At 70.9% G+C, this 26,223-nt stretch carries 19 protein-coding genes; 5 read left to right on the top strand and 14 right to left on the bottom strand.

What is annotated here, in order from left to right:
* Window positions 1–24: 24 nt before the first annotated feature.
* Together ACFC1R_RS29255 and ACFC1R_RS29250 are read right to left on the bottom strand one after the other, a co-directional pair.
* Window positions 25–510, bottom strand: a complete 486-nt coding sequence (locus ACFC1R_RS29255; protein ID WP_375943644.1) for a ribose-5-phosphate isomerase — start codon at window positions 508–510, stop codon at window positions 25–27.
* A 285-nt stretch (window positions 511–795) separates the two neighbouring features.
* On the bottom strand, window positions 796–1,395 hold the full coding sequence (locus ACFC1R_RS29250; protein ID WP_375943642.1) for a biotin transporter BioY: 600 nt from the start codon (window positions 1,393–1,395) through the stop codon (window positions 796–798).
* A gap of 296 nt (window positions 1,396–1,691) precedes the next feature.
* Here ACFC1R_RS29250 and ACFC1R_RS29245 point away from each other — a divergent pair, with 296 nt between their 5' ends.
* Window positions 1,692–3,095, top strand: coding sequence for an amino acid permease (locus ACFC1R_RS29245; RefSeq protein WP_375943640.1), 1,404 nt, complete (start codon window positions 1,692–1,694; stop codon window positions 3,093–3,095).
* 70 nt (window positions 3,096–3,165) lie between these two features.
* Here ACFC1R_RS29245 and ACFC1R_RS29240 read toward each other — a convergent pair whose 3' ends face one another.
* Window positions 3,166–3,801 carry a DsbA family protein gene (locus ACFC1R_RS29240; RefSeq protein WP_375943638.1) on the bottom strand — a complete coding sequence of 212 codons (636 nt, stop codon included), beginning with the start codon at window positions 3,799–3,801 and terminating at the stop codon, window positions 3,166–3,168.
* Window positions 3,802–4,143: 342 nt separating this feature from the next.
* Here ACFC1R_RS29240 and pepN point away from each other — a divergent pair, with 342 nt between their 5' ends.
* Complete coding sequence (pepN, locus tag ACFC1R_RS29235) at window positions 4,144–6,705, top strand: aminopeptidase N (RefSeq protein ID WP_375943636.1); 2,562 nt, start codon at window positions 4,144–4,146, stop codon at window positions 6,703–6,705.
* Between the two features lie 96 nt (window positions 6,706–6,801).
* Here the strand turns inward: pepN and ACFC1R_RS29230 are convergent, their stop codons facing one another.
* From ACFC1R_RS29230 to acnA, 4 genes are all read right to left on the bottom strand, one after another.
* Window positions 6,802–7,752 (bottom strand): carbohydrate ABC transporter permease, encoded by a 951-nt coding sequence (locus tag ACFC1R_RS29230; protein WP_375943634.1) that lies wholly within the window; start codon window positions 7,750–7,752, stop codon window positions 6,802–6,804.
* Between the two features lie 13 nt (window positions 7,753–7,765).
* Window positions 7,766–8,698 (bottom strand): carbohydrate ABC transporter permease, encoded by a 933-nt coding sequence (locus ACFC1R_RS29225; RefSeq protein ID WP_375943632.1) that lies wholly within the window; start codon window positions 8,696–8,698, stop codon window positions 7,766–7,768.
* An 82-nt stretch (window positions 8,699–8,780) separates the two neighbouring features.
* The gene (gene ngcE, locus ACFC1R_RS29220; protein WP_375943631.1) at window positions 8,781–10,187 is read right to left on the bottom strand and encodes an N-acetylglucosamine/diacetylchitobiose ABC transporter substrate-binding protein; all 1,407 of its coding nucleotides are present in this window, start codon (window positions 10,185–10,187) and stop codon (window positions 8,781–8,783) included.
* Window positions 10,188–10,600: 413 nt separating this feature from the next.
* Window positions 10,601–13,246, bottom strand: a complete 2,646-nt coding sequence (gene acnA / locus ACFC1R_RS29215) for an aconitate hydratase AcnA (protein ID WP_375943629.1) — start codon at window positions 13,244–13,246, stop codon at window positions 10,601–10,603.
* A 542-nt stretch (window positions 13,247–13,788) separates the two neighbouring features.
* Here acnA and ACFC1R_RS29210 point away from each other — a divergent pair.
* Window positions 13,789–14,193, top strand: a complete 405-nt coding sequence (locus tag ACFC1R_RS29210; protein ID WP_375943627.1) for a type II toxin-antitoxin system VapC family toxin — start codon at window positions 13,789–13,791, stop codon at window positions 14,191–14,193.
* Between the two features lie 309 nt (window positions 14,194–14,502).
* The gene (locus tag ACFC1R_RS29205; RefSeq protein ID WP_375943625.1) at window positions 14,503–15,033 is read left to right on the top strand and encodes a superoxide dismutase family protein; all 531 of its coding nucleotides are present in this window, start codon (window positions 14,503–14,505) and stop codon (window positions 15,031–15,033) included.
* A 15-nt stretch (window positions 15,034–15,048) separates the two neighbouring features.
* Here the strand turns inward: ACFC1R_RS29205 and argF are convergent, their stop codons facing one another.
* From argF to ACFC1R_RS29190, 3 genes are all read right to left on the bottom strand, one after another.
* Entirely contained in the window at window positions 15,049–16,050 is a 1,002-nt protein-coding gene (argF, locus tag ACFC1R_RS29200) for an ornithine carbamoyltransferase (RefSeq protein ID WP_375943623.1), read from the bottom strand.
* A gap of 184 nt (window positions 16,051–16,234) precedes the next feature.
* Entirely contained in the window at window positions 16,235–18,862 is a 2,628-nt protein-coding gene (locus tag ACFC1R_RS29195) for a polynucleotide kinase-phosphatase (protein WP_375943621.1), read from the bottom strand.
* Window positions 18,859–20,502, bottom strand: coding sequence for a 3' terminal RNA ribose 2'-O-methyltransferase Hen1 (locus ACFC1R_RS29190; RefSeq protein ID WP_375943619.1), 1,644 nt, complete (start codon window positions 20,500–20,502; stop codon window positions 18,859–18,861). Before ACFC1R_RS29190 ends, ACFC1R_RS29195 begins: the two co-directional genes overlap by 4 nt.
* Before the next feature lie 125 nt (window positions 20,503–20,627).
* Between ACFC1R_RS29190 and dapD the strand changes: the two genes are divergently transcribed.
* Window positions 20,628–21,617 carry a 2,3,4,5-tetrahydropyridine-2,6-dicarboxylate N-succinyltransferase gene (gene dapD / locus ACFC1R_RS29185; protein WP_375943617.1) on the top strand — a complete coding sequence of 330 codons (990 nt, stop codon included), beginning with the start codon at window positions 20,628–20,630 and terminating at the stop codon, window positions 21,615–21,617.
* Between the two features lie 226 nt (window positions 21,618–21,843).
* On the opposite strand, the gene ACFC1R_RS29180 is transcribed toward dapD, so the two are convergent.
* From ACFC1R_RS29180 to ACFC1R_RS29165, 4 genes are all read right to left on the bottom strand, one after another.
* A complete protein-coding gene (locus ACFC1R_RS29180) occupies window positions 21,844–22,971 on the bottom strand; it encodes a DUF6099 family protein (RefSeq protein ID WP_375943616.1) in 1,128 nt (375 codons plus the stop codon).
* 318 nt (window positions 22,972–23,289) lie between these two features.
* Complete coding sequence (locus ACFC1R_RS29175; RefSeq protein ID WP_375943615.1) at window positions 23,290–23,670, bottom strand: nucleotide pyrophosphohydrolase; 381 nt, start codon at window positions 23,668–23,670, stop codon at window positions 23,290–23,292.
* A 10-nt stretch (window positions 23,671–23,680) separates the two neighbouring features.
* Window positions 23,681–25,123, bottom strand: coding sequence for an AAA family ATPase (locus tag ACFC1R_RS29170; protein WP_375943613.1), 1,443 nt, complete (start codon window positions 25,121–25,123; stop codon window positions 23,681–23,683).
* 179 nt (window positions 25,124–25,302) lie between these two features.
* Window positions 25,303–26,121 (bottom strand): putative RNA methyltransferase, encoded by an 819-nt coding sequence (locus ACFC1R_RS29165; protein WP_375943612.1) that lies wholly within the window; start codon window positions 26,119–26,121, stop codon window positions 25,303–25,305.
* Window positions 26,122–26,223: the final 102 nt, after the last annotated feature.

Here is a 26,223-nt window from a genome sequence, read left to right as displayed (position 1 = left end):
TGCGGCAGCTCGCGTCGGAGGGGGTCAGCCCTGCGGGTGGTGGGCCGGGATCGGGGGGAGCTCGCCGGTGGTCTCGTACTCGCTCAGCATGGCGATCCGGCGGGTGTGGCGCGGCTCGCCGCTGTACGGGGTGTTGAGGAAGACCTCGACGAAGCGGGTCGACTCCTCCACCGTGTGCATCCGGCCGCCGATGCTGATCACGTTGGCGTTGTTGTGCTCGCGGCCGAGCGAGGCGGTCTGCTCGCTCCAGGCGAGCGCGGCGCGAACGCCCTTCACCTTGTTGGCGGCGATCGCCTCACCGTTGCCCGAGCCGCCGATCACGATGCCCAGCGCCTCGGGGTCGGCGGCGGTGCGCTCGGCGGCGCGCAGGCAGAACGGCGGGTAGTCGTCCTCGGCGTCGTAGATGTGCGGCCCGCAGTCGATCGGCTCGTGGCCGTTCTCCTTCAGCCACTGGACGAGGTGGTTCTTGAGGTCGTATCCGGCATGGTCGGAACCCAGGTACACGCGCATGCGTATGAGTGTGGCATGCGGGGGGCCGGGCGACCGTTCAGGGGCGCGCCCGCGCGCAACGGGGCAGCGCCCCGGGGTGCGCGGGCCGCGCGAACGCCCCCGCCCGGGCGGCGCGGGGCGCAACCCGCCACGGACCTCCGGGCGCCGAGACGTGCGAACAGCCGGGGCGCGCGAACAGCCGGGCACCCCGGCGAGGGCCGGTCGCGCGGCTACCCGCGCCCGGCCGGCGTCCCCGGCCCAACCGGGAGCAGGCTCAGTCGGGAACAGCCCCAGCCGGGAGCAGCCTCAGCCGCGGCGGCCGAGGAGCTTCCAGGTCAGGGGCAGCGCGCCCATCGCGAGCAGGACCTTGAGACCGTCCCCGACCAGGTAGGGGTAGAGACCCAGGTCGGCCGCCTTGGCCAGCGGAACGTGCAGCGCGACGGCCAGGTACGGGACGCCGACCGCGTAGATGGCCAGGTTGCCCAGCACCATCGCCACCGCCGTGCGCGGCAGGCTGCGGTCCGCCCCACGCCGGGCGAACGCGCCGGTGAGGGCCGCCGCGAGGACGAAGCCGATGGCGTAACCGAGGCTCGGCATCGCGAAGCCCGAGCTGCCCTCGGCGAACCACGGCATCCCGGCCATGCCCGCCAGCAGGTAGAGACCGAGTGAGGCGACGCCCCGGCGGGTGCCGAGGGCGGTGCCGACCAGGAGTGCGGCGAAGGTCTGGCCGGTGACCGGCACGGGCGAGCCGGGGACGGAGACGGAGAACTGGGCCGCGAGGCCGGTCAGTGCGGCACCCCCGGCGACCAGGGCCAGCTCGCGCACCTGGCCGCCGAGCCGGGTGGTCGCTCGCGGAAGGTGGTCGGCGAGGACCGTGGCGGGTGCGGGCGTGGCGGCAGTGGCCATGGGGCAGGTCTCCAGTTCTGGCACGACGTGGTCGTTCGTGGACGCTCGTGAACAGTTGTGAACCTATGCGCTGCGGCGCCTGCGAAGGGCATCGACCTCGACAAAGCGTCCACCCCCCACCTTGTCGGTTTCCGTTCTGTCCGACTTCCACAGTGTCATTTGAGTAGAAATTCAGTTACTTTCGGTCACTCTGATGTCCGGAATCCGGTCCTTGCGTACGAATTCTTGGCATGACCATCGGGCGTACCGAATAGTGGACTGACTGCTCCGCCATCCGTACAGTCTGGATCTCGTCTATGCCGACCCCCACCACCCAGCCGTTGCTGGAGTCTGCCGAGCAGGCTCCCGGCTCCGAGGGCCAGCAGCTCTCCCACGGCCTCAAGCAGCGCCACCTGTCGATGATCGCGCTCGGCGGAGTGATCGGCGCCGGCCTGTTCGTCGGCTCCGGTGCCGGCATCGCCGCCGCCGGTCCGTCCATCGTGCTGGCCTTCGCCGCCTCCGGGCTGCTGGTCATGCTGGTCATGCGCATGCTCGGTGAGATGTCCGCGGCCCGCCCGGCCAGCGGCTCCTTCTCCGTGCACGCCGAGCGGGAGATCGGCCCCTGGGCCGGCCTGACCGTCGGCTGGATGTTCTGGACCATGCTCTGCGTCGGCGTGGCCGCCGAGGCGATCGGCGCCTCGCACGTGATGAGCAGCTGGTTCCCGGGCGTACCGCTCTGGGTCTGGGTGGCCGTCTTCATGAGCTTCTTCTGCGCCACCAACCTGGCGGCCGTGAAGAACTTCGGCGAGTTCGAGTTCTGGTTCGCGGCGATCAAGATCACTGCAATCTCCGCGTTCCTGGTGATCTGCGTGCTGGCCGTCCTCGGTCTGCTGCCCGGCACCTCCTCCCCCGGCGGCGCCAACCTCACCGGCCACGGCGGCTTCTTCCCGCACGGTTCCACCGGTCTGATCACCGGCCTGCTGACCTCGGTCTTCGCCTACGGCGGTCTGGAGACCGTGACCATCGCGGCAGCCGAGTCCGAGGACCCCCGGCGCAGCGTGGCCTCCGCGGTGCGCACCGCGATGTGGCGGATCGCCCTGTTCTACGTCGGCTCGATGGCCGTGATCGTCACCCTGGTGCCGTGGAACGACGCCGCGGTGACCAAGGACGGCCCGTACGTCGCGGTGCTGAACAGCCTCGGCATCCCCGGCGCCGGCCAGCTGATGAACGTGGTGGTGCTGATCGCCCTGCTGTCGGCGATGAACGCCAACATCTACGGCTCCTCCCGGATGGCGTTCTCGCTGGTCCAGCGCGGCCAGGGCCCCAAGGCGCTGGCCCGGGTGACCGGCGGGGTGCCGCGGCCGGCCGTGCTGGCCTCCTCCGCCTTCGGCTTCCTCGCGGTGCTGCTGAGCTACTGGTGGCCGACCACCGTCTTCGCCTGGCTGCTCAACATGGTCGGCGCCGCCGTCCTGGTGGTCTGGGCCTTCATCGCGGTGGCCCAGCTGCGGATGCGCCGCCGGCTGGAGCGTGAGGCGCCCGAGCAGCTCACCGTCCGGATGTGGCTCTTCCCGTACCTGACCTGGGTGGCACTGGCCGCGATCATCGCGGTGCTGGCCCTGATGACGGCGGACGCCGACAACCGGATCCAGCTGTACTTCACCGCCGGCCTGGCCGTGGTGCTCTCGGTGCTCGGCTGGCTGAAGCAGCGCCGCACCGCCTGACGCCCGACGACACGGCGAGGGGCCCGGTACTCCGGTACCGGGCCCCTCGCCGTGTCCGCTGACGCTCCGGTCACTCGAAGGAGGGAGCGGCCGTGCGGGTGCGCTTGATCTCGTAGAAGCCCGGGGTGGAGGCGACCAGGATGGTGCCGTCCCAGAGCCGGGCGGCGGCCTCGCCGCGCGGGATCGGGGTGACCACCGGGCCGAAGAAGGCGACCCGCTCGCCGTCGGCGCCGTCCACCGCGATCACCGGGGTGCCGACGTCCTCGCCGACCAGCGAGATGCCCTCCTGGTGCGAGGCGCGCAGCTCGGCGTCGAACGCGTCGCTGTCGGCCGCGTCGGCCAGCTCGACCGGCAGACCCGCCGCCACCAGCGCGGCCTCGATGGTCGAGCGCTCGTTGGGCAGGCCCTGGTTGTGGAAGCGGGTGCCGAGCTCGGTGTAGAGCGGGCCGAGCACCTTGTCACCGTGCGCCTGGGCGGCGGCGATCAGTACCCGGACCGGACGCCAGGCGTTGGCCAGGTTCTGCTTGTACTTCTCCGGCAGGTCCTCGCGGTTCTCGTTGAGGACGGCCAGGCTCATCACGTGCCAACGGGTGTCCACCGGGCGCAGCTTCTCGACTTCCAGCATCCAGCGGGAGGTCATCCAGGCCCAGGGGCAGATCGGGTCGAACCAGAAGTCGGCGATCTTGCGGGAGTCTGCGGTGGTCACTGGCCTACGTCCTTACACAGTCGACAGCGAAGTGCTCTTGCTCGTGTCAGGTCGCAACACCGCCACCCCTGAGCTGATTCCGTGTGACCTGTGCAATGGCACGGCGTGGACTGCGTGAAAGGATGCCCAGCAAGTACGACCGTCCGGCACACGGGGGCGGGTGCAGGAGCGGGTCGAGGGCCGAGTCCGGGCGGTGGCGACGAGGGAGTGGCAGCGGAGCTGCGGCGACTGAGGAGAAGCCGTCCGAGCGACCGCCGTCGGCACGCGACTCCGCCCCCGTGCGCCGGCCGGGCCAAGACCTCCCAGCACCCAGCGTGCGAGCCGGACAAAGGAGTACCGCCCGTGCCGGGCAAGAACCTGAGCCGCGAGGAAGCCCAGCAGCGGGCCGCCATCCTCAGCGTGGACAGCTACCGGGTCCACCTCGACGTGACCTCCGCCGTGGACCCGGCGGCCGCCACCTTCAGCTCCACCACGACGATCGCCTTCCGCAGCTCCGCCCCGGGCGCCTCCACCTTCGTGGACCTGCTGGCCCCCGCCGTACGGTCGGTGACCCTGAACGGCCACGCCCTGGACCCGGCCGCGGTCTTCGACGGCGTCCGGATCACCCTCGCCGGGCTGGCCGAGCAGAACCTCCTGGTGGTCGAGGCGGACTGCGCGTACAGCCGGACCGGCGAGGGCATGCACCGCTTCGTGGACCCGGTGGACGGCGAGACGTACCTCTACACCCACTACGAACCGGCCGACGCCCGCCGGGTGTTCGCCACCTTCGAACAACCGGACCTGAAGGCGCCGTTCGGCTTCACGGTGACCGCGCCGGCCGCCTGGGACGTCTACAACAACGCGGTGCACGAGGACGTCACCGCCGAGGGCGACACCCGCGTCTGGCAGTTCGCGGCCACCAGGCCGATCTCCACCTACCTCACCGCCGTGGTGGCCGGCCCGTACCACGTCGAGCGCGACCACTACCGCCGCGAACTCGCCGACGGCAGCACGCTGGAGATCCCGCTCGCCGCGACCTGCCGCAGGTCGCTGGCGCCGTACTTCGACGCGGACGAGATCTTCACCGTCACCAAGCAGGGCCTGGACTACTTCCACCAGGAGTTCGACTTCCCGTACCCCTTCGGGAAGTACGACCAGTGCTTCGTGCCCGAGTACAACATCGGCGCGATGGAGAACCCCGGCTGCGTCACCTTCCGCGAGGACTTCGTCTTCCGCTCGAAGGTCACCGAGGCCTCGTACGAGGGCCGGGCCAACGTCATCCTGCACGAGATGGCGCACATGTGGTTCGGCGACCTGGTCACCATGAAGTGGTGGGACGACCTCTGGCTGAAGGAGTCCTTCGCCGACTTCATGGGCTCCTTCTCGCAGATCGAGGCCACCAAGTACCAGTCCGCCTGGATCACCTTCGCCAACCGGCGCAAGGCATGGGCGTACCGGCAGGACCAGTTCCCCACCACGCACCCGATCACCGCGGACATCCGCGACCTCGAAGACGCCAAGCTGAACTTCGACGGGATCACCTACGCCAAGGGCGCCTCGGTGCTCAAGCAGCTGGTCGCCTACGTCGGCCGGGACGCCTTCTTCGAGGGCGTCCGCCAGTACTTCAAGCGGCACGCCTACGGCAACACCGTGCTCGGCGACCTGCTCGGCGCGCTGGAGCAGACCAGCGGACGCGACCTGACGGCCTGGTCGGAGTCCTGGCTGCAGACCGCGGGCGTCAACTCGCTCACCCCGCAGATCACCACCGACGCCGAGGGCCGGATCACCGAGTTCGCCGTGGTCCAGGACGGCGCGACGGCCCGCCCGCACCGGATCGCGATCGGCTGCTACGACCGCGACACCGTCGGCGGGCTGGTCCGTACCCACCGGGTCGAGCTGGACGTCCACGGCACCCGCACCGTCGTCCCCGAGCTCGCCGGACTGCCCAGGCCCGCGCTGGTGCTGCTGAACGACGACGACCTGACGTACTGCAAGGTCCGCTTCGACGGCCACTCGCTGGAGACCCTCCGCTCCGGCCTCGGCGAGATCGCCGACGGCCTCGCCCGGGCGCTGGCCTGGTCGGCCGTCTGGAACCTCACCCGGGACGGGCTGATGCCGGCCCGCGACTACCTGGCGCTGGTGCTGCGCTTCGCCGGTCAGGAGTCGGACATCGGCGTGCTGCAGTCGCTGCACCAGCAGGTCAAGGCCGCGCTGGACGTGTACGCCGACCCGGCCTGGCGCTCCGAGGGCGCGCGACTGCTGGCCGACTGCGCACTGCGCGAGCTGCGCGCCGCCGCGCCGGGCAGCGACCACCAGCTGGCCTGGGCCCGCTTCCTCGCGCAGACCGCCCGCGAGCAGGAGCAGTTCCAGCTGCTGCGCGGCCTGCTCGCCGGGACCGCCAGGATCGACGGCCTCGACGTGGACCAGGACCTGCGCTGGCTGTTCTGGCTGGCCCTGGCCTCCTCCGGCGAGGCGGGCACCGAGGAGCTCGACGCCGAGCTGGCCGCCGACAACACCGCCAGCGGCAGGCAGAACCTGACCGAGTGCCTGGCCGCACTGCCGACCGCCGAGGCCAAGGCCGCCGCCTGGTCGGCCGTGATCGACTCCGACGAGCTGCCCAACGCCCTGGTGGAGGCCCAGATCACGGGCTTCAACCAGCCGGGGCAGCGCGAGCTGACGGCCGGCTACGCCGAGCGCTACTTCGCGCTGCTGGAGGACATCTGGTCCGAGCGCAGCATCGAGATCGCGATGCGGATCGTCGGTGGGTTCTTCCCCCGCTACCAGATCAGCGAGCAGACGCTGGCCGCCGCCGAGGCCTGGCTGGCCGAGCACTCTTCGGCCGCCCCCGCCCTGCGCCGCCTGGTGCTGGAGTGCCACGACGACCTGGCCCGTGCCCTGCGCGCCCAGTCCTGCGACCGGAGCTGACCGGCCGACAGCCGGGCGGCACCCCTGTGGTGCCGCCCGGCTGTGGTGTCCCGGCCGCGCTGTCCCCGCTCCGGCGGCCCGGTCGAGCCGGGGCGCCTACTTGAGCGTGGCCGAGGTGAGTCCCGACTGCACCTGGCGCTGGAAGGACAGGTACACCACCAGCACTGGCAGCATCGCGATCGTCATACCGGCGAACAGCGCCGGTGCGTCGCTCTTGTAGCCCGACTGCAGGGCCAGGTTGACCAGGCCCTGGGCGAGCATCGAGTGGTCCGCCTCGCCCGCCGAGGTGGGCTGCATCAGGGTGACCGGCAGGATGTACTGGTTCCACTGGCCGAGCACGTTGAAGATGCCGACGCTGATCAGCCCCGGCTTGGCCAGGGGCACCATGACCTGGAAGAACGCCCGGGTGTGCGAACAGCCGTCCAGCATCGCGGCCTCGTGGACGGCGGTCGGCAGGGTCCGGAAGAAGGAGTGCAGGAAGAACACGGTGAACGGCAGCGAGTACGCGACGTACACCAGGATCAGGCCCAGGTAGCTGTTCAGCCCGAGCAGCGGGGAGATCTCGCCGAGGTTCCTGACCATGAAGAACAGCGGGACCAGCGCCAGGTAGACCGGGAACATCGCGCCGGCCACGAAGAAGAAGTAGATCAGCCGGTTGCCCTTGAACTCGTACCGGGCGAGCACGTAGGCGGCCATCGCGCCGAGCAGCATGGTCAGGGTGAGCGAACCGGCCAGCACGATCAGGGTGTTGGCGAAGAAGCCGCCGATGTGGCCCTTGGTCCAGGCGGTGCCGAAGGCCTTGAGGCTCCAGTGGCTCGGCCAGCTCCAGGCGCTGCCGTTGATCTGGGCGTCGGTCTTGAAGGAGCCGAGCACGACCCAGAGCAGCGGGAAGACGATCAGTACGGCCCAGAGGGCGAGGAAGCCGTGCGAGAAGACGTTCAGCACTCCCCCGCTGTCGGCGAAGCGCTCCGTCCGGCTGACGGGCCTGCTGCCCCTGGCCCGTTCGGGGGCCGTGGCGGGGGCGGTCTTTTCGATGCTGGTACTCATGCCGGGGCCCCGCTCAGTACTCGATCCGCTCGCGCCGGGTGACCCGCAGCGAGACGACGGACAGGATGAGGGTGAAGAAGAAGATCACGACACCCATCGCGCAGGCGTAGCCGGCCTCGCCGAAGGCGAGGAAGTTGCGCATCAGATACGTGGACATCAGCTCGCTGTGGTGGTCCGGGCCACCGCCGTAGGTGCGTCCCGGGGTCATGCTGGCGACCAGTGCGAAGGCGTCCATCGCCACGATCGCGAGGTAGACCCAGGCGGTCTGCACGGTCTCCCAGAGCAGCGGCAGGGTGATCCTGAAGAAGGTCTGCCCCCGCTTGGCCCCGTCCAGCAGGGCGGCCTCGTAGATGTCCTTGGGGATCGACTGCATCGCTGCGGAGAACAGCACCAGGTAGAAGCCGACGCCGCTCCAGACCAGCACCCCGAGGATGCACCAGAGCACCAGGTCGGGGTCGGAGAGCCAGGCCACCGGGTTCTGCGCGTCCGCCAGGCCGAGCTTGATCAGGATGCCGTTGGCCAGTCCGCTGCCGTCCGTGCGGTAGACCGCCTGCCAGAGCACGGCGAGGATGGCGATCGAGAGCACCTGGGGGAAGAAGAACACCACCTTGTAGAACCCGGCCCCGCGCACTCCCTGCACACCACCCGTACCGCCCCTGCCGCCGACGTTGAGCATGAAGGCGAAGAAGAGCGCGATCAGGATCGTCACGATCGGCAGCACGGCGAGCAGGAAGACGTTGTGCCACAGTGCGCCGAGGAAGACGTCGTCGCCGAGGAGCTTGCCGTAGTTGTCGAGTCCGACGAAGTTCATCTGCTGGCTCTGACCCGACCAGTCGGTCAGGGAGTACCCGAAGGTCTGCAGGTAGGGCCAGAGCACCAGGCCCACGTACAGCACGATCGGTAGAAAGAGGAACCCCACGATGAAGGGGTACTTGCCGTGACGCATCGCCACATCTCCTGTCCGTCAGACACGGGCACGCCGGGGGCCGCCGGTGCCGGGCCGCCGGCGCACTCGTCCGCTCCGCCGGTCAGGCGGTCTTGTTCTTGGTCGCCGACTCCTTGGCACGCTTGATCCACTCGTCCGGACCGATGCGCTTGGCCATCAGCTCGCCCGAGGCGTTCTGCAGGTCCTCGTCGAACTTGCTGGCGGTGTTCGGGTACTGGTAGTTGAACGTGTTGGCGCCGGCGGCCTTCAGTGCCACCACGGTGGACTGCGTGCCGGGGCGCAGCTTGACCTCCGGGCCGACCCCGTCCTTGAGGCAGGTCAGGCTGTTGGCGACCTCGGCGAACTTTCCGGAGGCCTCCTTGGTCAGCATCATCCGCAGGAACTCCAGGCCGCCGGAGACGTTCTTGGCCTGGCGCGGCACGATGAACGGCTCACCCGCGCCCGCGCGGATCGCCTCGAACGGCAGCCGGTCACCGGGCAGCGACGGCATCGGCAGGAAGGTCATTCCGAAGTCGGCCGGAGTGGAGGGCAGTTGCTCGTTCTCCAGCCAGGACCCGGAGGGGATGAAGGCCGCCTTGTACTGGTTCCAGGCGGTCTGCGCCTCGATGTGGGTCATGCCGTTGGTGCCAGGGAGCAGGAAGTCCTTGTCGACGACCTGGTAGAAGGAGTCGATGGCGGTCTTGACCGCCGGGTCGTCCCAGGCGGTCGGGTCGAGGGTGTCGATCCGCTTCATCAGGTCGAGACCGCCCTGCTTGGCGATCATGTCCAGCATGGCGACGTTGATGTAGTACGGGTACTTGCCCTGGTGGGCCAGCGGCGCGATGCCGGCGGCCTTGATCTGGCCGCAGAGCGTGATGAAGTCGGCCCAGGTCTTCGGCGCCGTCCAGCCGTGGTCCTTGAAGAGCTTGGCGGAGTACCAGAGGCCGAAGACGGTGTAGACGTAGGAGAGGTTGTAGACCTTGCCCTTGATGGTGCCCGAGTCGATGGTGCCGGGCATCAGCACGTCCCGGACCTTCTTGGACGGGTCGTCGAGGTACGGGGCGTCGAGCAGCGGCTGGAGGTCGGTCAGCTGGTTGGAGTCGACCAGCACGTCCAGCTTGATCTGCTTGTTGCCGGAGTCGTCGATGACGTCCGGCGGGCTGCCCGCGTTGAAGCGGGGCTGGAGCTTGCCGGTGACGTCCTTGTCGGCCTGCTGGTTGATCTTCGCGTCGGGATAGGTCTTGGCGTAGATGGCCGCGAACGCCTTGAGGTACTCGCTGCCGAAGCCGCCGTCGAAGATGAAGGCCTCGAGGCCCGCCTTGCCGTCCACGCCGAACGGGTTCTTGGCGTCGGCCAGGTCGTAACCGCCGCTCTTCGCGCCCTTGGTGTCGCTGCCGCCGGTGCCGCCGGCACAGGCGGCGAGCAGCGGGCTTCCGGCGGCCGCGAGCACGGCGATACCGGCGGCGCGCTTGAAGATGTCACGGCGGTTGTACTCGGTTGCAGAGCCCATGAGTGCCCTAACCCCTCGTCTCCAGAAGATGCGGTCAGGTTATGACGGATCGTCAATTCCCGCTGTCGGGGCGCGCCCAGCGGCGAAAGTGCCGGTCAGGGGCGGTTGCTTCGATGCGCAAAGGTATAGTCCACTGTTCATCTGGCGGCAATAGTCCGACCGCCCGATGTGACCCCTGACGACCAAAGCGTTGTCGGCGGTGCAGCATGTGCAATTCGCAGGGAACCTGCACATGTGCAACGACGCCCCGCCGACACCGGAGAAGGTAGCGCGTTCGTGCGCGTTTGAACATAGAAACGCGCAGCTTCGAGCAGCACTGCATCAAACTGTGATCGGGGGACGTCTCCGGAAAGCACAAGAGGCCGGTACCCACTCCGAGGAGTGAGTACCGGCCTCTGCCGGATCTACTGGGTTCAGCCGATCAGGCTGCGCAGCACGTACTGCAGGATGCCGCCGTTGCGGTAGTAGTCCGCCTCACCGGGGGTGTCGATGCGGACGACCGCGTCGAACTCCTTGTCACCGGCCTTGACCTTCACGGTCTTCGGGGTGCGGCCCTCGTTCAGCTCGGTCACGCCGGTGATGGAGAAGGTCTCCTCGCCGGTCAGGCCGAGGGAGTCGGCGTCCTGCCCCTCGGGGAACTGCAGCGGCAGCACGCCCATGCCGATCAGGTTCGAGCGGTGGATGCGCTCGTACGACTCGGCGATGACGGCCTTGACGCCCAGCAGCGCGGTGCCCTTGGCGGCCCAGTCACGGGACGAACCGGAGCCGTACTCCTTGCCGGCCAGGACGACCAGCGGGATGCCCGCGGTCTGGTAGTTCTGCGAGGCGTCGTAGATGAACGACACCGGCGCGTCGGCCTGGGTGAAGTCGCGGGTGTAGCCGCCCTCGGTGCCCGGCGCGATCTGGTTGCGCAGACGGATGTTGGCGAAGGTGCCGCGGATCATCACCTCGTGGTTGCCACGGCGGGAACCGTACGAGTTGAAGTCGCGCTTCTCCACACCGTTGGCGGTCAGGTACTGCGCCGCCGGGGTGCCCGGCTTGATGTTGCCGGCCGGGGAGATGTGGTCGGTGGTGACCGAGTCGCCCAGCTTGGCCAGGACGCGGGCGCCGGCGATGTCGGTCACCGGGCTCGGGGTCTTGGCCATGCCCTCGAAGTACGGGGGCTTGCGGACGTAGGTGGACTCGGCGTCCCACTCGAAGGTGTTGCCGGTGGGCACCGGCAGCGACTGCCAGCGGTGGTCGCCCGCGAAGACGTCCTGGTAGCCCTTGTCGAACATGTCCTGGTCGATAGAGGCGGCCACCACGTCGGCGACCTCCTTCTCCGACGGCCAGATGTCGGCGAGGAAGACGTCGTTACCGTCGGCGTCCTTGCCCAGGGCGTCACGGGTGATGTCGACGTTCATGTTGCCGGCGAGGGCGTAGGCGACCACCAGCGGCGGGGAGGCCAGGTAGTTCATCTTGACGTCCGGGTTGATCCGGCCCTCGAAGTTGCGGTTGCCGGAGAGCACCGAGACGACGGCCAGGTCGGACGCGTTGACGGCGGCCGAGACCTCCTCGGGCAGCGGGCCCGAGTTGCCGATGCAGGTGACGCAGCCGTAGCCGACCAGGTTGAAGCCCAGCTTCTCCATGTAGGGGAGAACGCCGGCCTTCTCGTAGTAGTCCATGACGACCTTGGACCCGGGGGCCAGGGTGGTCTTGACCCACGGCTTGACCGTGAGGCCCTTCTCCACGGCCTTCTTCGCCAGCAGGGCGGCGCCCAGCATGACGGAGGGGTTGGAGGTGTTGGTGCAGGAGGTGATCGAGGCGATCACGACCGCGCCGTTGTCGATCTCGTAGGTCGAGCCGTCGGGGGCGGTCACCGCGGTCGGCTTGGAGGCCTCGGCCGAGTAGGTCGGCAGCGCCTCGGCGAACTTGGTCGCGGCCTCGGCCAGGATCACGCGGTCCTGCGGGCGCTTCGGGCCGGAGATCGACGGGACGACGGTGGAGACGTCCAGCTCCAGGTACTCGGAGTAGACCGGCTCGACCGACGGGTCGTGCCAGAGGCCCTGCTCCTTGGCGTACGCCTCGACCAGGGCGAGCTGCTGCTCGTCACGGCCGGTGAGCTTGAGGTAGTTGATCGTCTCGGCGTCGATCGGGAAGATCGCACAGGTCGAGCCGAACTCCGGCGACATGTTGCCGATGGTGGCGCGGTTCGCCAGCGGGATGGCGGTGACGCCCTCGCCGTAGAACTCGACGAACTTGCCGACCACACCGTGCTTACGCAGCATCTCGGTGATGGTGAGCACCAGGTCGGTGGCGGTGGTGCCGGCCGGCAGCTGGCCGTTGAGCTTGAAGCCGACCACGCGCGGGATCAGCATGGAGACCGGCTGGCCGAGCATCGCGGCCTCGGCCTCGATGCCGCCGACGCCCCAGCCCAGCACGCCGAGGCCGTTGACCATGGTGGTGTGCGAGTCGGTGCCGACGCAGGTGTCGGGGTAGGCCTGGCCGCCCCGAACCATGACGGTGCGCGCCAGGTGCTCGATGTTGACCTGGTGCACGATGCCGGTGCCCGGCGGGACGACCTTGAACTCGTCGAACGCGGTCTGGCCCCAGCGCAGGAACTGGTAACGCTCCTTGTTGCGGCCGTACTCGATCTCGACGTTCTGGACGAAGGCGTCCGGGGTGCCGAACTTGTCGGCGATGACGGAGTGGTCGATGACCAGCTCGGCCGGGGCCAGCGGGTTGATCTTGGCCGGGTCGCCGCCCAGCTCCTTGACGGCCTCACGCATGGTCGCGAGGTCGACCACGCACGGCACGCCGGTGAAGTCCTGCATGATCACGCGGGCCGGGGTGAACTGGATCTCCTGGCTCGGCTGGGCGTTCGCGTCCCAGTTGCCGAGCGCACGGATGTGGTCGGCGGTGATGTTCGCGCCGTCCTCGGTGCGGAGCAGGTTCTCCAGCAGCACCTTGAGGCTGTACGGCAGCCGCTCGGAACCCTCGACGGCGGAGAGCTTGAAGATCTCGTACGACTCGTCGCCCACCTGCAGCGAGCTGCGGGCGTCGAAGCTGTTCGCGGACACGACTGACTCCTTCTAGGTGCTTCGTGTGTGCGTGGGGCCGGGCCCCTCCTGCCCATCCGGCAATGAGGTAAGGTAAGCCTTAGCTAACTCACCGTCGCGAGCATGGGCGGCCTGCGCCTCTCGGCAAGTATCTTGACGTCAAGATAGACCATAGTGCTGAGTTATCTCGATGTCGAGATAAACCATAGTGCATGGGCGCGCGAGTCCGACGTTCAGGCATGCCCTTCACCGCGATCTGACGACACCACCGCGGCATGTCTCCAAAACTTCCCTCACCACCCCCGTGACGCAAGTCCTGGACACGTGCGTCAGCGCACCGGCGGCGGCGGGCGGTCCCGGGGCGGTCGGACCCGCCGGGTGCGGGCCGGGACGGCCGCTCCGCCGACGGTACGGGGGCGCGGGTACGGGTGCTGCCGACGGGGCCGGGTGCCGCCGACGGGGCCGGTCGCGGGTCCGGCTACGGTGAGCCGAGCCGGTCCGTCACCGCCGACCGCCACCGTCCGCACCGCCACCACCGCCACCACCGCCCAGGGAGCCCGCCCGTGATTGTCGTCGATGCCTCCGCACTGGTGCTGGCCCTGGCCGACGAGGGCGTGCGAGGCGAGGCGGCGCGGGCCGAACTTGCGGCGGACGGCGAATGGGCCGCCCCCGAGCACGTGGTGATCGAGGTCATGCAGTCCCTGCGAGGGCTGTACCTCGCCCGCGAACTCGACGCACAACGGGTGAGTGAACTGGCCGCCGAGCTGCCCGGACTGGCGATCCGCAAGGTGGAGGTCGCTCCCCTGCTCGGGCGGATCTGGGAGCTGAAGGACAACCTGACGCCGGACGACGCCGCCTATGTGGCAGTGGCGGAGCAGCTGGGGGTCCCGCTGGTGACGGCCGACCTGCGGCTGATGCGGGCCAGCGGGCCGCGCTGCGAGATCCGCGGCATCGCCCCGGCACGCTGACCCCGGGCGGTCGCGCCGAACTTGAACGGTCGCGCCGACCCTGAGCGGTCGCACTGGCCTGGGCGGGCGCGCGGGCCGCAGGCGTCCGACCGGCCGCGCGCTGTCGGGTGTGTGCGGGCCGTGGGGATCCGGCACGTCTCCCGGTTCCCGGCGCCACTGGGGCATGCCGGTGAGGGGCTGCCCAGCGAGCCGCTCGTACGGGTGACCCTGCGGCACGGCGGCGGGTCGAGGTGCGGCCCGGACCGCGACCGTGGTCGGTGTCCGTTGCCACGGCCCCGGCCGTGCCCCACCCGGAGGTCCGACCGCACCATGCCCGCCCTGCTCGCCGCTTCCCTGATCCCGCTCGCCCTGCCGCGCTCGGTCCTGCCGCCCGCGACGGTGGTGGACGCCGACTTCGACCCGGCCACCGCGTTCGTACCGCCGACGGCGATCAGCCACGCGCCGGACCTCGTCCCGTACGGCGCGCACGTCCATGTGACGGTGGTACGCGCACCGGACAGGACCACGGTGCGGGTGGAACTGTCGGGGGTCGCGGCATCGCACGAGTTCCCGGCCCATGTCCACACCGGCAGGTGCGGGGCCGACCCGGCACTCTCCGGCCCGCACTACCAGCACCTGGTGGATCCGGTGCAGCCGTCCACCGACCTGGCCTACGCCAACGACCGCAACGAGCTGCGGATGACGGTCCGCACCGACCGGTCGGGCAACGGCTCGGCGAGCGCCACCGTCGGCTGGGCTCCCCGGGCGGGCGAGGCGAAGTCGATCGTCCTCCATGCGGGCACCCCGGCCGGCCCGCACGCCGCGAGCGACCGGGCGGCCTGCGTGAACGTCGGCTTCTGACGGACCGGGGGTACGTCAGGACCCCAGGGTGGCGACCAGGACGGCCTTGATGGTGTGCAGCCGGTTCTCCGCCTGGTCGAAGACGATGGAGTACTGGGACTCGAACACCTCGTCGGTCACCTCCAGCTCGGACATCCCGGTGGCCTCGTGCATCTGCCGCCCGACCTCCGTACCCAGGTCATGGAAGGCCGGGAGGCAGTGCAGGAACTTCACCGCCGGGTTGCCGGTCGCCCGGATCGTCTCCATCGAGACCTGGTAGGGCTTCAGCAGCGCGATCCGCTCGGCCCAGACCTCCTTGGACTCACCCATCGAGACCCACACGTCGGTGTAGAGGAAGTCGGCACCGGCCACCCCGGCCGCGACGTCCTCCGTCAGGGTGATCCGGGCTCCGGTGGACTCGGCGAGCCCCCGGGCGGCCTTCTGCACCTCCTCGGCGGGCCAGAGCTGCCGGGGGGCGACGATCCGGATGTCCATCCCCAGCAGGGCACCGGTGACCAGCAGTGAGTTGCCCATGTTGGAGCGGGCGTCGCCGAGGTAGACCAGGGCGACCTCCTCCAGCGGCTTGGCCGTGTGCTCCTGGACGGTCAGCACGTCCGCCAGCATCTGCGTGGGGTGCCACTCGTCGGTGAGCCCGTTCCACACCGGGACACCCGCGTACTCGGCCAGCTCCTCGACGATCTCCTGGCCGTGGCCCCGGTACTCGATGCCGTCGAACATCCGGCCGAGCACCCGGGCGGTGTCCCTGATCGACTCCTTGTGGCCGATCTGCGAGCCCGACGGGTCGAGGTAGGTGGTGCTGGCGCCCTGGTCGTGGGCCGCAACCTCGAAGGCGCAGCGGGTACGGGTCGAGGTCTTCTCGAAGATCAGCGCGATGTTCTTGCCGCGCAGCCGCTGCTGCTCCGTCCCCGCGTACTTGGCGGCCTTGAGCTGCGCGGAGAGGTCGAGCAGGAAGCGGAACTCCTTCGGGGAGAAGTCGAGCTCCTTGAGGAAGTGCCGGTTCCGGAGGTTGAAGGCCATGCCGGGCTCCTGAAGTGACGGGGACACTGAGACGGGAAGTGTATACGACGTCACGAATTTCTATGCAGTATCCAGGAGGCGGGAGGCCGGAAGGCCAGCCCTGCCCGACCGCCTCACCCGGCCGCCTCCACACGGCCGGGCAGGAGGTACCGGGCAGGGCGACCGTGCAGGGCTGCCCGAAGCGTCACAGCCGCGGGTCGACCGGCTCCGACTCCAGGGCCAGGACGGCGAACACCGGCTCGTGCACCCGCCACAGCGGCTCGCCCGCCGCCAGCCGGTCCAGCGCTTCCAGGCCGAGCGCGTACTCGCGCAGGGCGAGCGAGCGCTTGTGGCCGAGCGAGCGCTGCCGCAGCCGGTCCAGGTACTGGGTGTAGTCCGGACCGTAGATGATCCGCAGGTACTCCCGGCCGCGGACCTTGATGCCCGGCTGGACCAGCCCGCCCGGACGGCCCTCGCCCGTCTCGCGACGGACGCAGGACGCGAGCGGCTTGACCACCATGCCCTCGCCACCAGCCGCCGTCAGCCCCTCCCACCAGGCAACGCCCGCGGCGATCGACTCCTCGTCCGAGGTGTCGACCACCAGGCGGCCGGTGCCCTGCAGGATCGGCGCCTGCGGGTCGTCCGCCGCGACCAGGCGGTCGATCCGGGCGAGGTGCTCGTCGTGCGGACGCACGGCGAGGTTGGCCCCCTCGGCGGCCAGCACCTGGAAGGGCGCGAGCCGGATCCCGGACAGGCCCTCGGTCGGCCAGCAGTAACGGCGGTAGGCGGCGGTGAAGGCTTCCGCGTCCACCGCGCGCTGCCGCTGCCGGTCGGCCAGTTCGCCGAGCGCCAGCCCACGGCCGGCCCCCTGCTCCAGCGCTGCCAGGACCGGCGGCAGCACCGCACCCGCCGCCGCGCCGACGGCCGCGTACTGACGGCGCAGCAGCTCGGCGGCCTTGAGCGACCAGGGCATCAGCTCGGCGTCGAGCAGCAGCCAGTCACTTGCCAGCTCCTCGAACAGCCCGGCCCGCTCGGCTGCCGCGCGGACCCGCTCCAGCACCGCACCGGTCAGCTCCTCGTCGCTCAGGAAGGCCCGCCCGGTCCTGGTCCAGATCGCACCCCGCCCCTCGACACCGAACCGCTTCTCCAGCGCGGCAGCGTCCCGGGCGACTAGGACCACCGCACGGGATCCCATGTGCTTCTCCTCGCAGACCACCTGCCGCACCCCGTCGTGGCGGTAGGCGAAGAACGCCTCCTCCGGGTGCTCCAGGAAGCCCTCGCGGCGCGAGGTGGCGCTGGGCGCCATGGTCGGCGGCAGGTAGGCGAGCAGCCTGGGGTCGAGCGCGAAACGGCTCATCACCTCCAGCGCCGCCGCAGCGTTCTCCTCCCGCACCGCGACCCGGCCGTGGTGTGCGGTCTCCACCACCCGACGGCCGGCCACATCGGCCAGGTCGAGCGGTCGGCCCTCGCGGGCGCCGGGAGCGTCACTGTGCATCGGACGGACCGGGGCGTACCACTCCTGCTCGGCCGGGACACTGACCAGCTCGCGCTCCGGGTAGCGGAGCGCGGTGAGGCTGCCGCCGAAGACACAGCCGGTGTCCAGGCAGATGGTGTTGTTGAGGAAGCTCGCGGCCGGAACCGGGGTGTGACCGTAGACCACGAGGGCTCTGCCGCGGTACTCCTCGGCCCACGGGTAGCGGACCGGCAGCCCGTACTCGTCGGTCTCGCCGGTGGTGTCGCCGTAGAGGGCGTGCGAGCGGACCCGGCCCGAGGTGCGGCCGTGGTACTTCTCCGGGAGCCCGGCGTGGCAGACCACCAGGTTGCCGCCGTCCAGCAGGTAGTGGCTGACCAGACCGCTCATGAAGGCCCGCACCTGGGCGCGGAACTCCTCGGTCTCGCCCGCCAGTTGGTCCATCGACTCCTGCAGGCCGTGCGAGACGGTGACCTTGCGGCCGTCCATCCAGCGGCCCAGCTTGTTCTCGTGGTTGCCGGGGACGCAGACGGCGTGGCCGGCACCCACCATGCCCATCACCAGACGCAGCACGCCCGGAGTGTCCGGGCCGCGGTCGACCAGGTCGCCGACGAAGACCGCCGTACGGCCCTCGGGGTGCACGGCGTCGACCGGGCGGCCCTGCCCGTCCCGGGTGAGGGCGTAGCCGAGCCGCACGAGCAGGGTCTCCAGCTCGGAGCGGCAACCGTGGATGTCACCGACGATGTCGAACGGGCCGGTCAGGTGGCGCAGGTCGTTGTGGCGCTTCTCGATGACGATCCCGGCGGCCTCCACCTCCGCCTCGCCCCGCAGGACGTGGACCTTCCGGAAGCCCTCGCGCTCCAGCCCCCTGATCGAGCGGCGCAGCTCGCGCTGCTGACGGGTGATCACGTGCGGGGGCAACTGCCGGTCCGGACGGGTGCGGTTGCGCTCGGCGCAGACCCCCGGCGGGACGTCCAGGACGATCGCGATCGGCAGCACGTCGTGCTCCCGGGCCGTCTGCACCAGCTGCCGGCGGGCCTCCTGCTGGACGTTGGTGGCGTCCACGACGGTGAGCCGTCCGGCTGCCAGACGCTTGCCCACGATGTAGTGCAGCACGTCGAAGGCGTCGCCGGAGGCCGACTGGTCGTTCTCGTCGTCGGCGACCAGGCCCCGGCAGAAGTCGGAGGACACCACCTGGGTCGGCAGGAAGTGCTTACGGGCGAAACTGGACTTGCCGGAGCCCGTGGTCCCGATCAGCACCACCAGCGAGACGTCGGTGACGGGCAGGCCGCGGATCGGAGTGGATGCAGCGGTGGGTGCCGTGGTGGGCGCTGCACCGGGTGTTGCGGTCGTGTCGGTCATCGGGTCACGCTCCCTTCAGCGGTGGTCGTGGTCGTGGCGGTGGCCCGGGGCGTGGCGGATGTTCCGGTGCCGGGTTCGGCGGTCCCGAGGCGGAACAGGGCGAGCTGGGTCGGCGCGCCGACCTGCTCGTCGTGCGGGCCGACCGGACGGACGGTGACGGTGTATCCGTACGCGCGGGCCACCCGCTCCGCCCAGGCCAGGAACTGCGCCCTGTCCCACTCGAAGCGGTGATCGGCGTGCCGGACGTGCCCGGCCGGGAGGGTCTCCCAGCGGACGTTGTACTCGGCGTTGGGCGTGGTCACGACGACGGCGCCGGGGCGGGCCGAGCCGAACACCGCGTACTCGAGGGCGGGCAGCCTGGGCAGGTCCAGGTGCTCGATGACCTCGGAGAGCACGGCCGCGTCATAGCCCTTGAGACGTGCGTCGGTGTAGGTGAGCGCGCCCTGGACCAAGCGGACCCGGGACGACTGGCGCTCCGGCATCCGCTCGATCCGCAATTTGCGGGCGGCCGCCGAGAGCGCCCGTACGGACACGTCCACACCGAGCACCTCGGTCACCCGGGCGTCCTTGAGCAGTGCTCCGACCAACTCGCCCTGCCCGCAACCGAGATCGAGCACCCTGGCTGCACCGGCCTCGTTCAGCGCGGCCAGGATCGCCTCCCGGCGCTGGACCGCAAGCGACGTGGGCCTCTGCCCGGCGGCCTCGGCCACCCCCTGCCCGGGCCCGGCCGACTCCGCACCCTCCGTGCCCAGCCTCCCGTCGGCGTCCTCCTCGTCGGTGTTCTCGTCGGTGTTCTCGTCACCCACCGCATTGTCGAGCTCCTCGGCCTCCCGGTCATCGGCCTCGGCGAGCCGGGCCAGCTCCAGGCGCTCCAGCGCGGTCCTGGCCAGCGACCAGCGCCGCGCCAGGTACCGCCGGATGATCAGGTTGAGCTCCGGGTGCTCGGCGAGCCAGCCCTCACCGGCGTCGAGCAGCTTGTCGACCTCGTCCGGCGCGACCCAGTAGTGCTTCGAACCGTCCAGCACCGGCAGCAGTACATAGAGCTGCTGGAGGGCGTCGGCCAGTCGCACGGTGGCGGTCAGCTCGACCCGGACGTACCGGGACTCGCCCCACTCGGGGAACGCCTCGTCCAGCGGGATCGCCTCGGCCGCCACCTGCCAGCCGAGCGGCTCGAAGAGCCGACCGACCAGCGCCGCGCCACCCGCGCCACCCGCCTCGCCCATACCGCCCGCACCGCTCGCCGGTACGGCGGGCAGCGAGATCCGCAGGGGCAGCGGCTGGTCCGCAAGGCCCGGCCGCAGCTCGCAGACGCCCTTCATGGCCGACCGGAAGACCGTCCTCAGGGCCACCGCGAGCAGCGAGGAGGCCGCGTAGGGGCGGTCGTTGACGTACTGGGCGAGTGCGAAGTCCGGGGAGCCCCCGCGCCCCTTGCCCCGGCCCTTCCGCACCAGCGCGATCGGGTCGACCTCCAGCAGCAGCACCGCGGTGCACGCCCCCACCGTCGCCTCGGGGTAGAAGACATGCGCCTCACCGTGGGAGGTCGAGAACCGCTGCACCTTGTCAGGGTGCTTGTGCAGCAGGAATCCCAGGTCAGTGGCAGGCCGCGCGGCCGTTCCTGTGGTGGAGATCGAGATGAACACCCGTCTGAGTATTGCCGAGCCCGCGCCGTCGGAGCACCGGGTTTTACCCGTGCCCCGTTGCGAAGCCGCGTCCGGACGGTGAGCGAGTTCGGCACCGACGGCCGGGATTCGTTAACGTGCACGATGTGACTGCTGAAACCTCCAACCTCGCAAGCGGCGCCGTCGCCGTCGGTCTGGCCACCGTCGCCACCGACGGGACCGTCCTCGACACCTGGTACCCCGCCCCCGAACTCGTCGCCGAGGCGGGCCCGGCCGGCACCGTCCGGCTGACCGCCGAGGAGGCCGAGGCGGCTCTCGGCGCAGGCTCCACGGAGGCGCTGCGCAGTGACGCCCGCCGGGGCGTCGAGGTGGTCGCGGTGCGCACCACCATCGCCTCGCTGGACGAGAAGCCGCTGGACGCACACGACGCGTACCTGCGCCTGCACCTGCTGAGCCACCGCCTGGTCAAGCCGCACGGTCAGAACCTGGACGGCATCTTCGGCCTGCTCGCCAACGTCGCCTGGACCAGCATCGGCCCGGTGCCGGTCGAGAGCGTCGAGCGGGCCCGGCTCGCCGTCCGCGTCCAGGGCGGGCAGCTGGCCGTGTACGGCATCGACAAGTTCCCGCGGATGACCGACTACGTCGCACCGTCGGGTGTCCGGATCGCGCACGCCGACCGGGTCCGCCTCGGCGCGCACCTGGCCGTCGGCACCACCGTGATGCACGAGGGCTTCGTCAACTTCAACGCCGGCACCCTGGGCACCTCGATGGTCGAGGGCCGGATCAGCGCGGGTGTCGTGGTCGGCGACCACAGCGACATCGGCGGCGGCGCCTCGATCATGGGCACCCTCTCCGGTGGCGGCAAGCAGGTCGTCTCGGTCGGCGAGCGCTGCCTGCTCGGTGCCAACGCGGGCATCGGCATCTCGCTGGGCAACGACTGCGTGGTCGAGGCCGGTCTGTACGTGACCGCCGGCACCCGGGTCACCACCCCCGACGGCAAGATCGCCAAGGCGGTCGAGCTCTCCGGCCAGGACAACCTGCTGTTCCGCCGCAACTCGCAGAGTGGCGCGGTCGAGGTGATCGCCCGGTCCGGCTCGTGGGGTGGCCTCAACACGGACCTGCACGCGCACAACTGACCTCCTGCGTCCTGCCGGGGCCCTCGGCGTCGTCCTCGCGACGGCACCGGGGGCCCCGGTGTTTCCCACGCACCCGGTCGGCCCGCCCGGCCGAGTCCGACGCCGCACCGCAGTCCGCTCCCACCCCTGCGGTCGGCAGGACGCGGGTCTCGGACCGCGAGGAGTGGTCGGGGGTGACCGCGTGCCGCGGCTGCTCGTTGAACCGACGGCGTCGACACCCGCCGCCTCATACCGCACCACCGAGCCGAAGAGGTCCCCTCATGTCCGAACCGAGGTCCGAGGCACCCACCGCACCACGGACAGCAGCCGCCGCAGGCGTGCCCGCCACTACTGATCCCGCCGCTCCCGCGACCACCACGCCCGGCAGTCTGCTCGAACAGATGCAGGCACTGCTCGCGTCCGTCAACGACTCACTGGCCGGTCTCGGCGCAGACCTCCGCTCCTCCGGCGCACAGCCGAACCGGTCCACCGACGGCGGGGACGCCGGCGCCGGCTGATCCGCTGCGGAACGGGCCGCCACCGACAGCTCGGCCGACTCGTCCACCGGAGGCCGGTAGCCGGGCGACGCGCCCGGTGGGGCCAGCGGAATGACCAGGGTCGGCAGACCCCGCTCCGGGCACCGGTCCGTGACCGGCCCGGTCCCCGCATCGTCCGGCTCCACGGTCGAGTCCGGTGTGCCGGCCCGCCCGGCGCGGTGCCTCTCCCCGCTCGGCCGCTCCCCTGCCAGGCGTTCGCCGTGCTGCCGGTGGCTGCGCCGCCGATCGTCTCCGTCTCGCCGTTCCCGGTGGTGGTCCCACTCCTCGTCCTCGTACCAGCCGTGTCCATCGTCCGGCGAGTCGCTGCCCCCGTCCGTGCTCTCGTCCCCCGACTGCTTGCGTACCGTCCTGAGCAGTTCCGCTACCAAGTCCTTGCACTCGGCCCCGGCGTCCACCCCGTCGATGCACCGCCAGTAGAGGCTCTCGCCGTCGGCACCACAGGCCAGCACCACGAGCGTTTCGGCGACCTCGTGCAGGAGTCGGCCGAGCTCCTCGAGGACGGGCTCCAGTTCACCGAGTTCGTCCAGCCGGGCCGCTCGGCCGGCGCCGCCGCAGTCGCCCCGGCTCCACTCCTGATCGGCGCCGCCGTCGGCCGACGTGCCACCGGACGACTGGTCCAGACAACCGACGGTGTGGGCCCCGGCATCGCAGAGCAACTGGCCCAGCGCAGCGGTCTCGCCGGATTCGCGCTCGGCGATCCTCGCTCCGACCGCCTCGGTGAGCAGCCCCGCCTGCCAGGCCTCGGCGAGCGCGTCCGGCACGCTCCTGGCCTCCGCCAACGCGTGTCGGGACGTCTTGATCAATCGCAGCGCGTCCATAACCCGCCGCTCCCCTCGCTTGCGTCGAACCGTCGTCGTCGACGGTGTGTCACGGCGCAAGCGTGCTGCTCGAGTCGGGTCCGCGCAGCACCCTCGGCGAATCCTGTGGACAACCCCGCCCTGTGGAAAACTCATGTCACCCACACGGGTGAACTGTGGGCAGTCCGGCAGGTCCAGATCGGCGGACTCGGACCAGCGAAACCAGGTCTGCGGACCCGGATCGACCGACCGGGCCACCGGGCCCACGGCCCACAACCCACAGCTCAGGGTTCAGGGTTCAGGGGCCCACGTCGGCGGAGCCAGGCGGCGGCCCGGCGATCACCCGGCCTGATCACCCCCTCCCCGTCGGCCCCGGTCGGCCGCCGGGAAGCGGAGCTCGTTCCGCTCGATCTTTGCCGCCAGCGCCGTCAACGGATCCACCCCGAGCACCGTGCAGAACTGCAACAGGTACGCCAGCACATCGGCCACCTCGTCCCGGACCCGGTGCGCCCGGTCCGGCTCGGCCATCACCGAAGCCGCCTGCTCGGGTGTCAACCACTGGAAGATCTCCAGCAGTTCACCCGCCTCCACGCTCAGCGCGGCCGCAAGGTTCTTCGGGGTGTGGAACGGCTGCCAGTCGCGGGCCGCCGCGAAGTCCGTGAGCCGCTGCTGCAGCTCCCCCAGGGTCGGGCCCGCCGGGCCGTTCGTCTGCTCACTCACACCCCCAGGTCTACCCCATCGCCGATGCCTCGGCGCCACCACCCGGCACATCCCCCTCCGTCCCCGCGCCGGCCGCACCCTCGGCGCCCGCAGCTGCCGCGGTGCCGCTCGCCCCTGCCCGGTCCCCCCGCGCCGACTGCACCGGTACCCGGGGCGGATCAGGCCGCAGCACACTGTGGCCGGTGGCCGGATCCCTTCGGCACTCGACCAGTTCGGCACCGCCCACCTCCCGCACCGGAGCCGGATCGTTCAACGCGGCGAGCAGCCGGACGTCCCCCTTCTCACACACCTCGCGAGCCACTCGCAGCAGCGCGGCGACCTGCTCGCCGGCCAGCCCGGCTCCCAGATCCTCGGCCAGTACGGCCAGTTGGCGATGGGCCGGCGGCACCTCGGCGGCAAACTCGACGTCCAGCACGCCGGCTCCGGTCAGCAGCACGGCGGCGAACGCGAGCAGCCGCAGCATGCCGTCCGAGGCCTGGTCCGCGCTGGTCCGCCCGAGCACCCCCTCGTCGAAGACCGCGAGCAGCCGCTCCTGCGCCTCGGGGCCGCGGCGGGCCACGTCCAGGCCGAGCAGCGGGTGCGGGGCGGCCGCCTGGACGGCTTTGAGCAGCCGGCCGTAGCGCCGGGTGCAGTCGTTCCTGACCCTGGCCAGAACAGCCGAGATGTTGGCGGCCGAGCCGAGCAGGCGGGCGTCCGGATCGGGCTGCGCCCAGTCGCGCATCAGAGCGGGCACGGGGTGCAGCGGGAAGATCTCGCGCAGCGCGGTCAGGAGCTGCTCCGCCGCCGCCAGCACCTTGCACTCCCCCGCCGAGGAACCGGCCACGCGCAGCGGGATCTGGGTGACGATCAGGCTGTCGCTCGGGAAGGGCGCCCGGATGTCACCCTGCCGGGTGTCGTTGTGCCAGGTGACGTTGACCTTGCCGTGCGCCACGTCCTGTTCCCCGGTCTCGACCAGCGTCCGTCCCGCGCAGGTGAGCCACTCCCTGGCGACCCGGACCCGCCCGTCGGTGCGCACCACGAGTTCGAGCCGGATCGGACCGGCGCAGGAGCGGACCGTGCACCCGAGGATGATCGCGTTGCGGCCGTGCGGCACGCAGCCCAGCAGACCGCCCCTGACCGGCTGGGCCAGCGGCCCGGCGGTACCGCCGAGGCCGTCCAGCGACGGGCCGATCGGCTCGCCGAGTGCCAGCCGGGAGAGTACGGCCAGCGCGTCGAGCGCATTCGACTTGCCGACCCCCGAGGGCCCGTACAGCACGGTGAACGGGGAGAGCGCGAGTGTCGCCCGGCGGTACGACTTGAACGAGGTGAGCCTGAGCTCCTCGACGGCGGGGCGGGCGGAAGGCCTTCCCGCAGGGCCTCCGGCCCCTTGGACGACGCCTCCGGCCGACAGGGCGGCACTTCCCGCCGGTGCGGCGGCGGACTGGGCTGCGGACTGGGCGGCTTCGCTGGTCACCCGGCGCACCCTAACTGCCGCGGGGAGAGGCGAAACGTCCCTGCATGCACGGTTCATCCCAATGGATTGTCAGGTGCGCCCCCGGCGATTGACGCCCGGCGCCACCCGCCACAAGCAGCCGCTGCCCGCCAGCCACCACGCACTGGACGACGGACGGCGGGCCGAACGGGCCGCCCGCCCTACCGGTACGTCGCCACCTGCACCGAGCCGGTGACCTCCACCGGCTCCGGCAGCTCGGCCAGCGCGGCGGCGAGCACGCCGGGAGCGGTGTGCCAGGCGTTGGGGCCCATCGCCACGACGGCAGCCGCGTCGGCCCGCGACAGGCTGAGCCGGAACTCGACCTCGACCCGGTCGGTCCTGGTCAGCCAGGGGCTCAGCTTCTCGTCGATCCGGCGTTCCTTCTCCTCGTCCACCGAGAGCAGGCCGAGGGCCGCGACCAGCTCACGCAAGTGCCTGGAGGTCGGCGAGACGAGCAGCAGTCGGCCGCCGGGGCGCAGCACCCGCCGGATCTCCGGACCGTTCCTGGGCGCGAAGACGTTCAGCACCAGATCCGCGCTGTCGCTCTGCAGCGGAAGCGGTCGCCAGGCGTCGCAGACCACCGCGCCGATCCGGGCGTGCGCCTTGGCGGCCCGGCGCAGCGCGTACTTGGAGATGTCCAGTGCGGCCCCCACGCCGCCGGCCTGCTCCAGGACGTGGGCGAGGTAGTAGCCGGTGCCCGCACCCAGGTCCGCCACCAGGCCGTCGGTCCGGCCCGCCGCTGCGGCGAGGGCCTCCGCGATCGGCCGGTAGTGGCCGGCGGCCAGGAACTCGCTGCGCGCGGCGACCATGGCGGAGGTGTCACCGGTGCCGGTGTGCGCGTCACCGGCCAGCAGGCTGACGTAGCCCTGCTTGGCCTGGTCGAAGGTGTGGCCTGCGGGGCAATGCAGGGTACGGCCGTCGAGGGCCAGCTGCTGTGCGCAGTGCGGGCAGGCCAGATAGCGCTCGATGTCCTGCAGCAACGTCCGTGGTTCCTCGCCGTGTGGGGTGAAACCCCCAGCCTAGGTCCTGTCCGACGGTTCCCCGGTCACGGGCCCGCTCGGGTACCGGCCCCAGCCGCACGC

The sequence above is a fragment of the Kitasatospora sp. NPDC056138 genome (assembly GCF_042264695.1).
GTDB lineage: Bacteria > Actinomycetota > Actinomycetes > Streptomycetales > Streptomycetaceae > Kitasatospora.
This window is presented reverse-complemented; position numbering and strand designations above follow the sequence as displayed.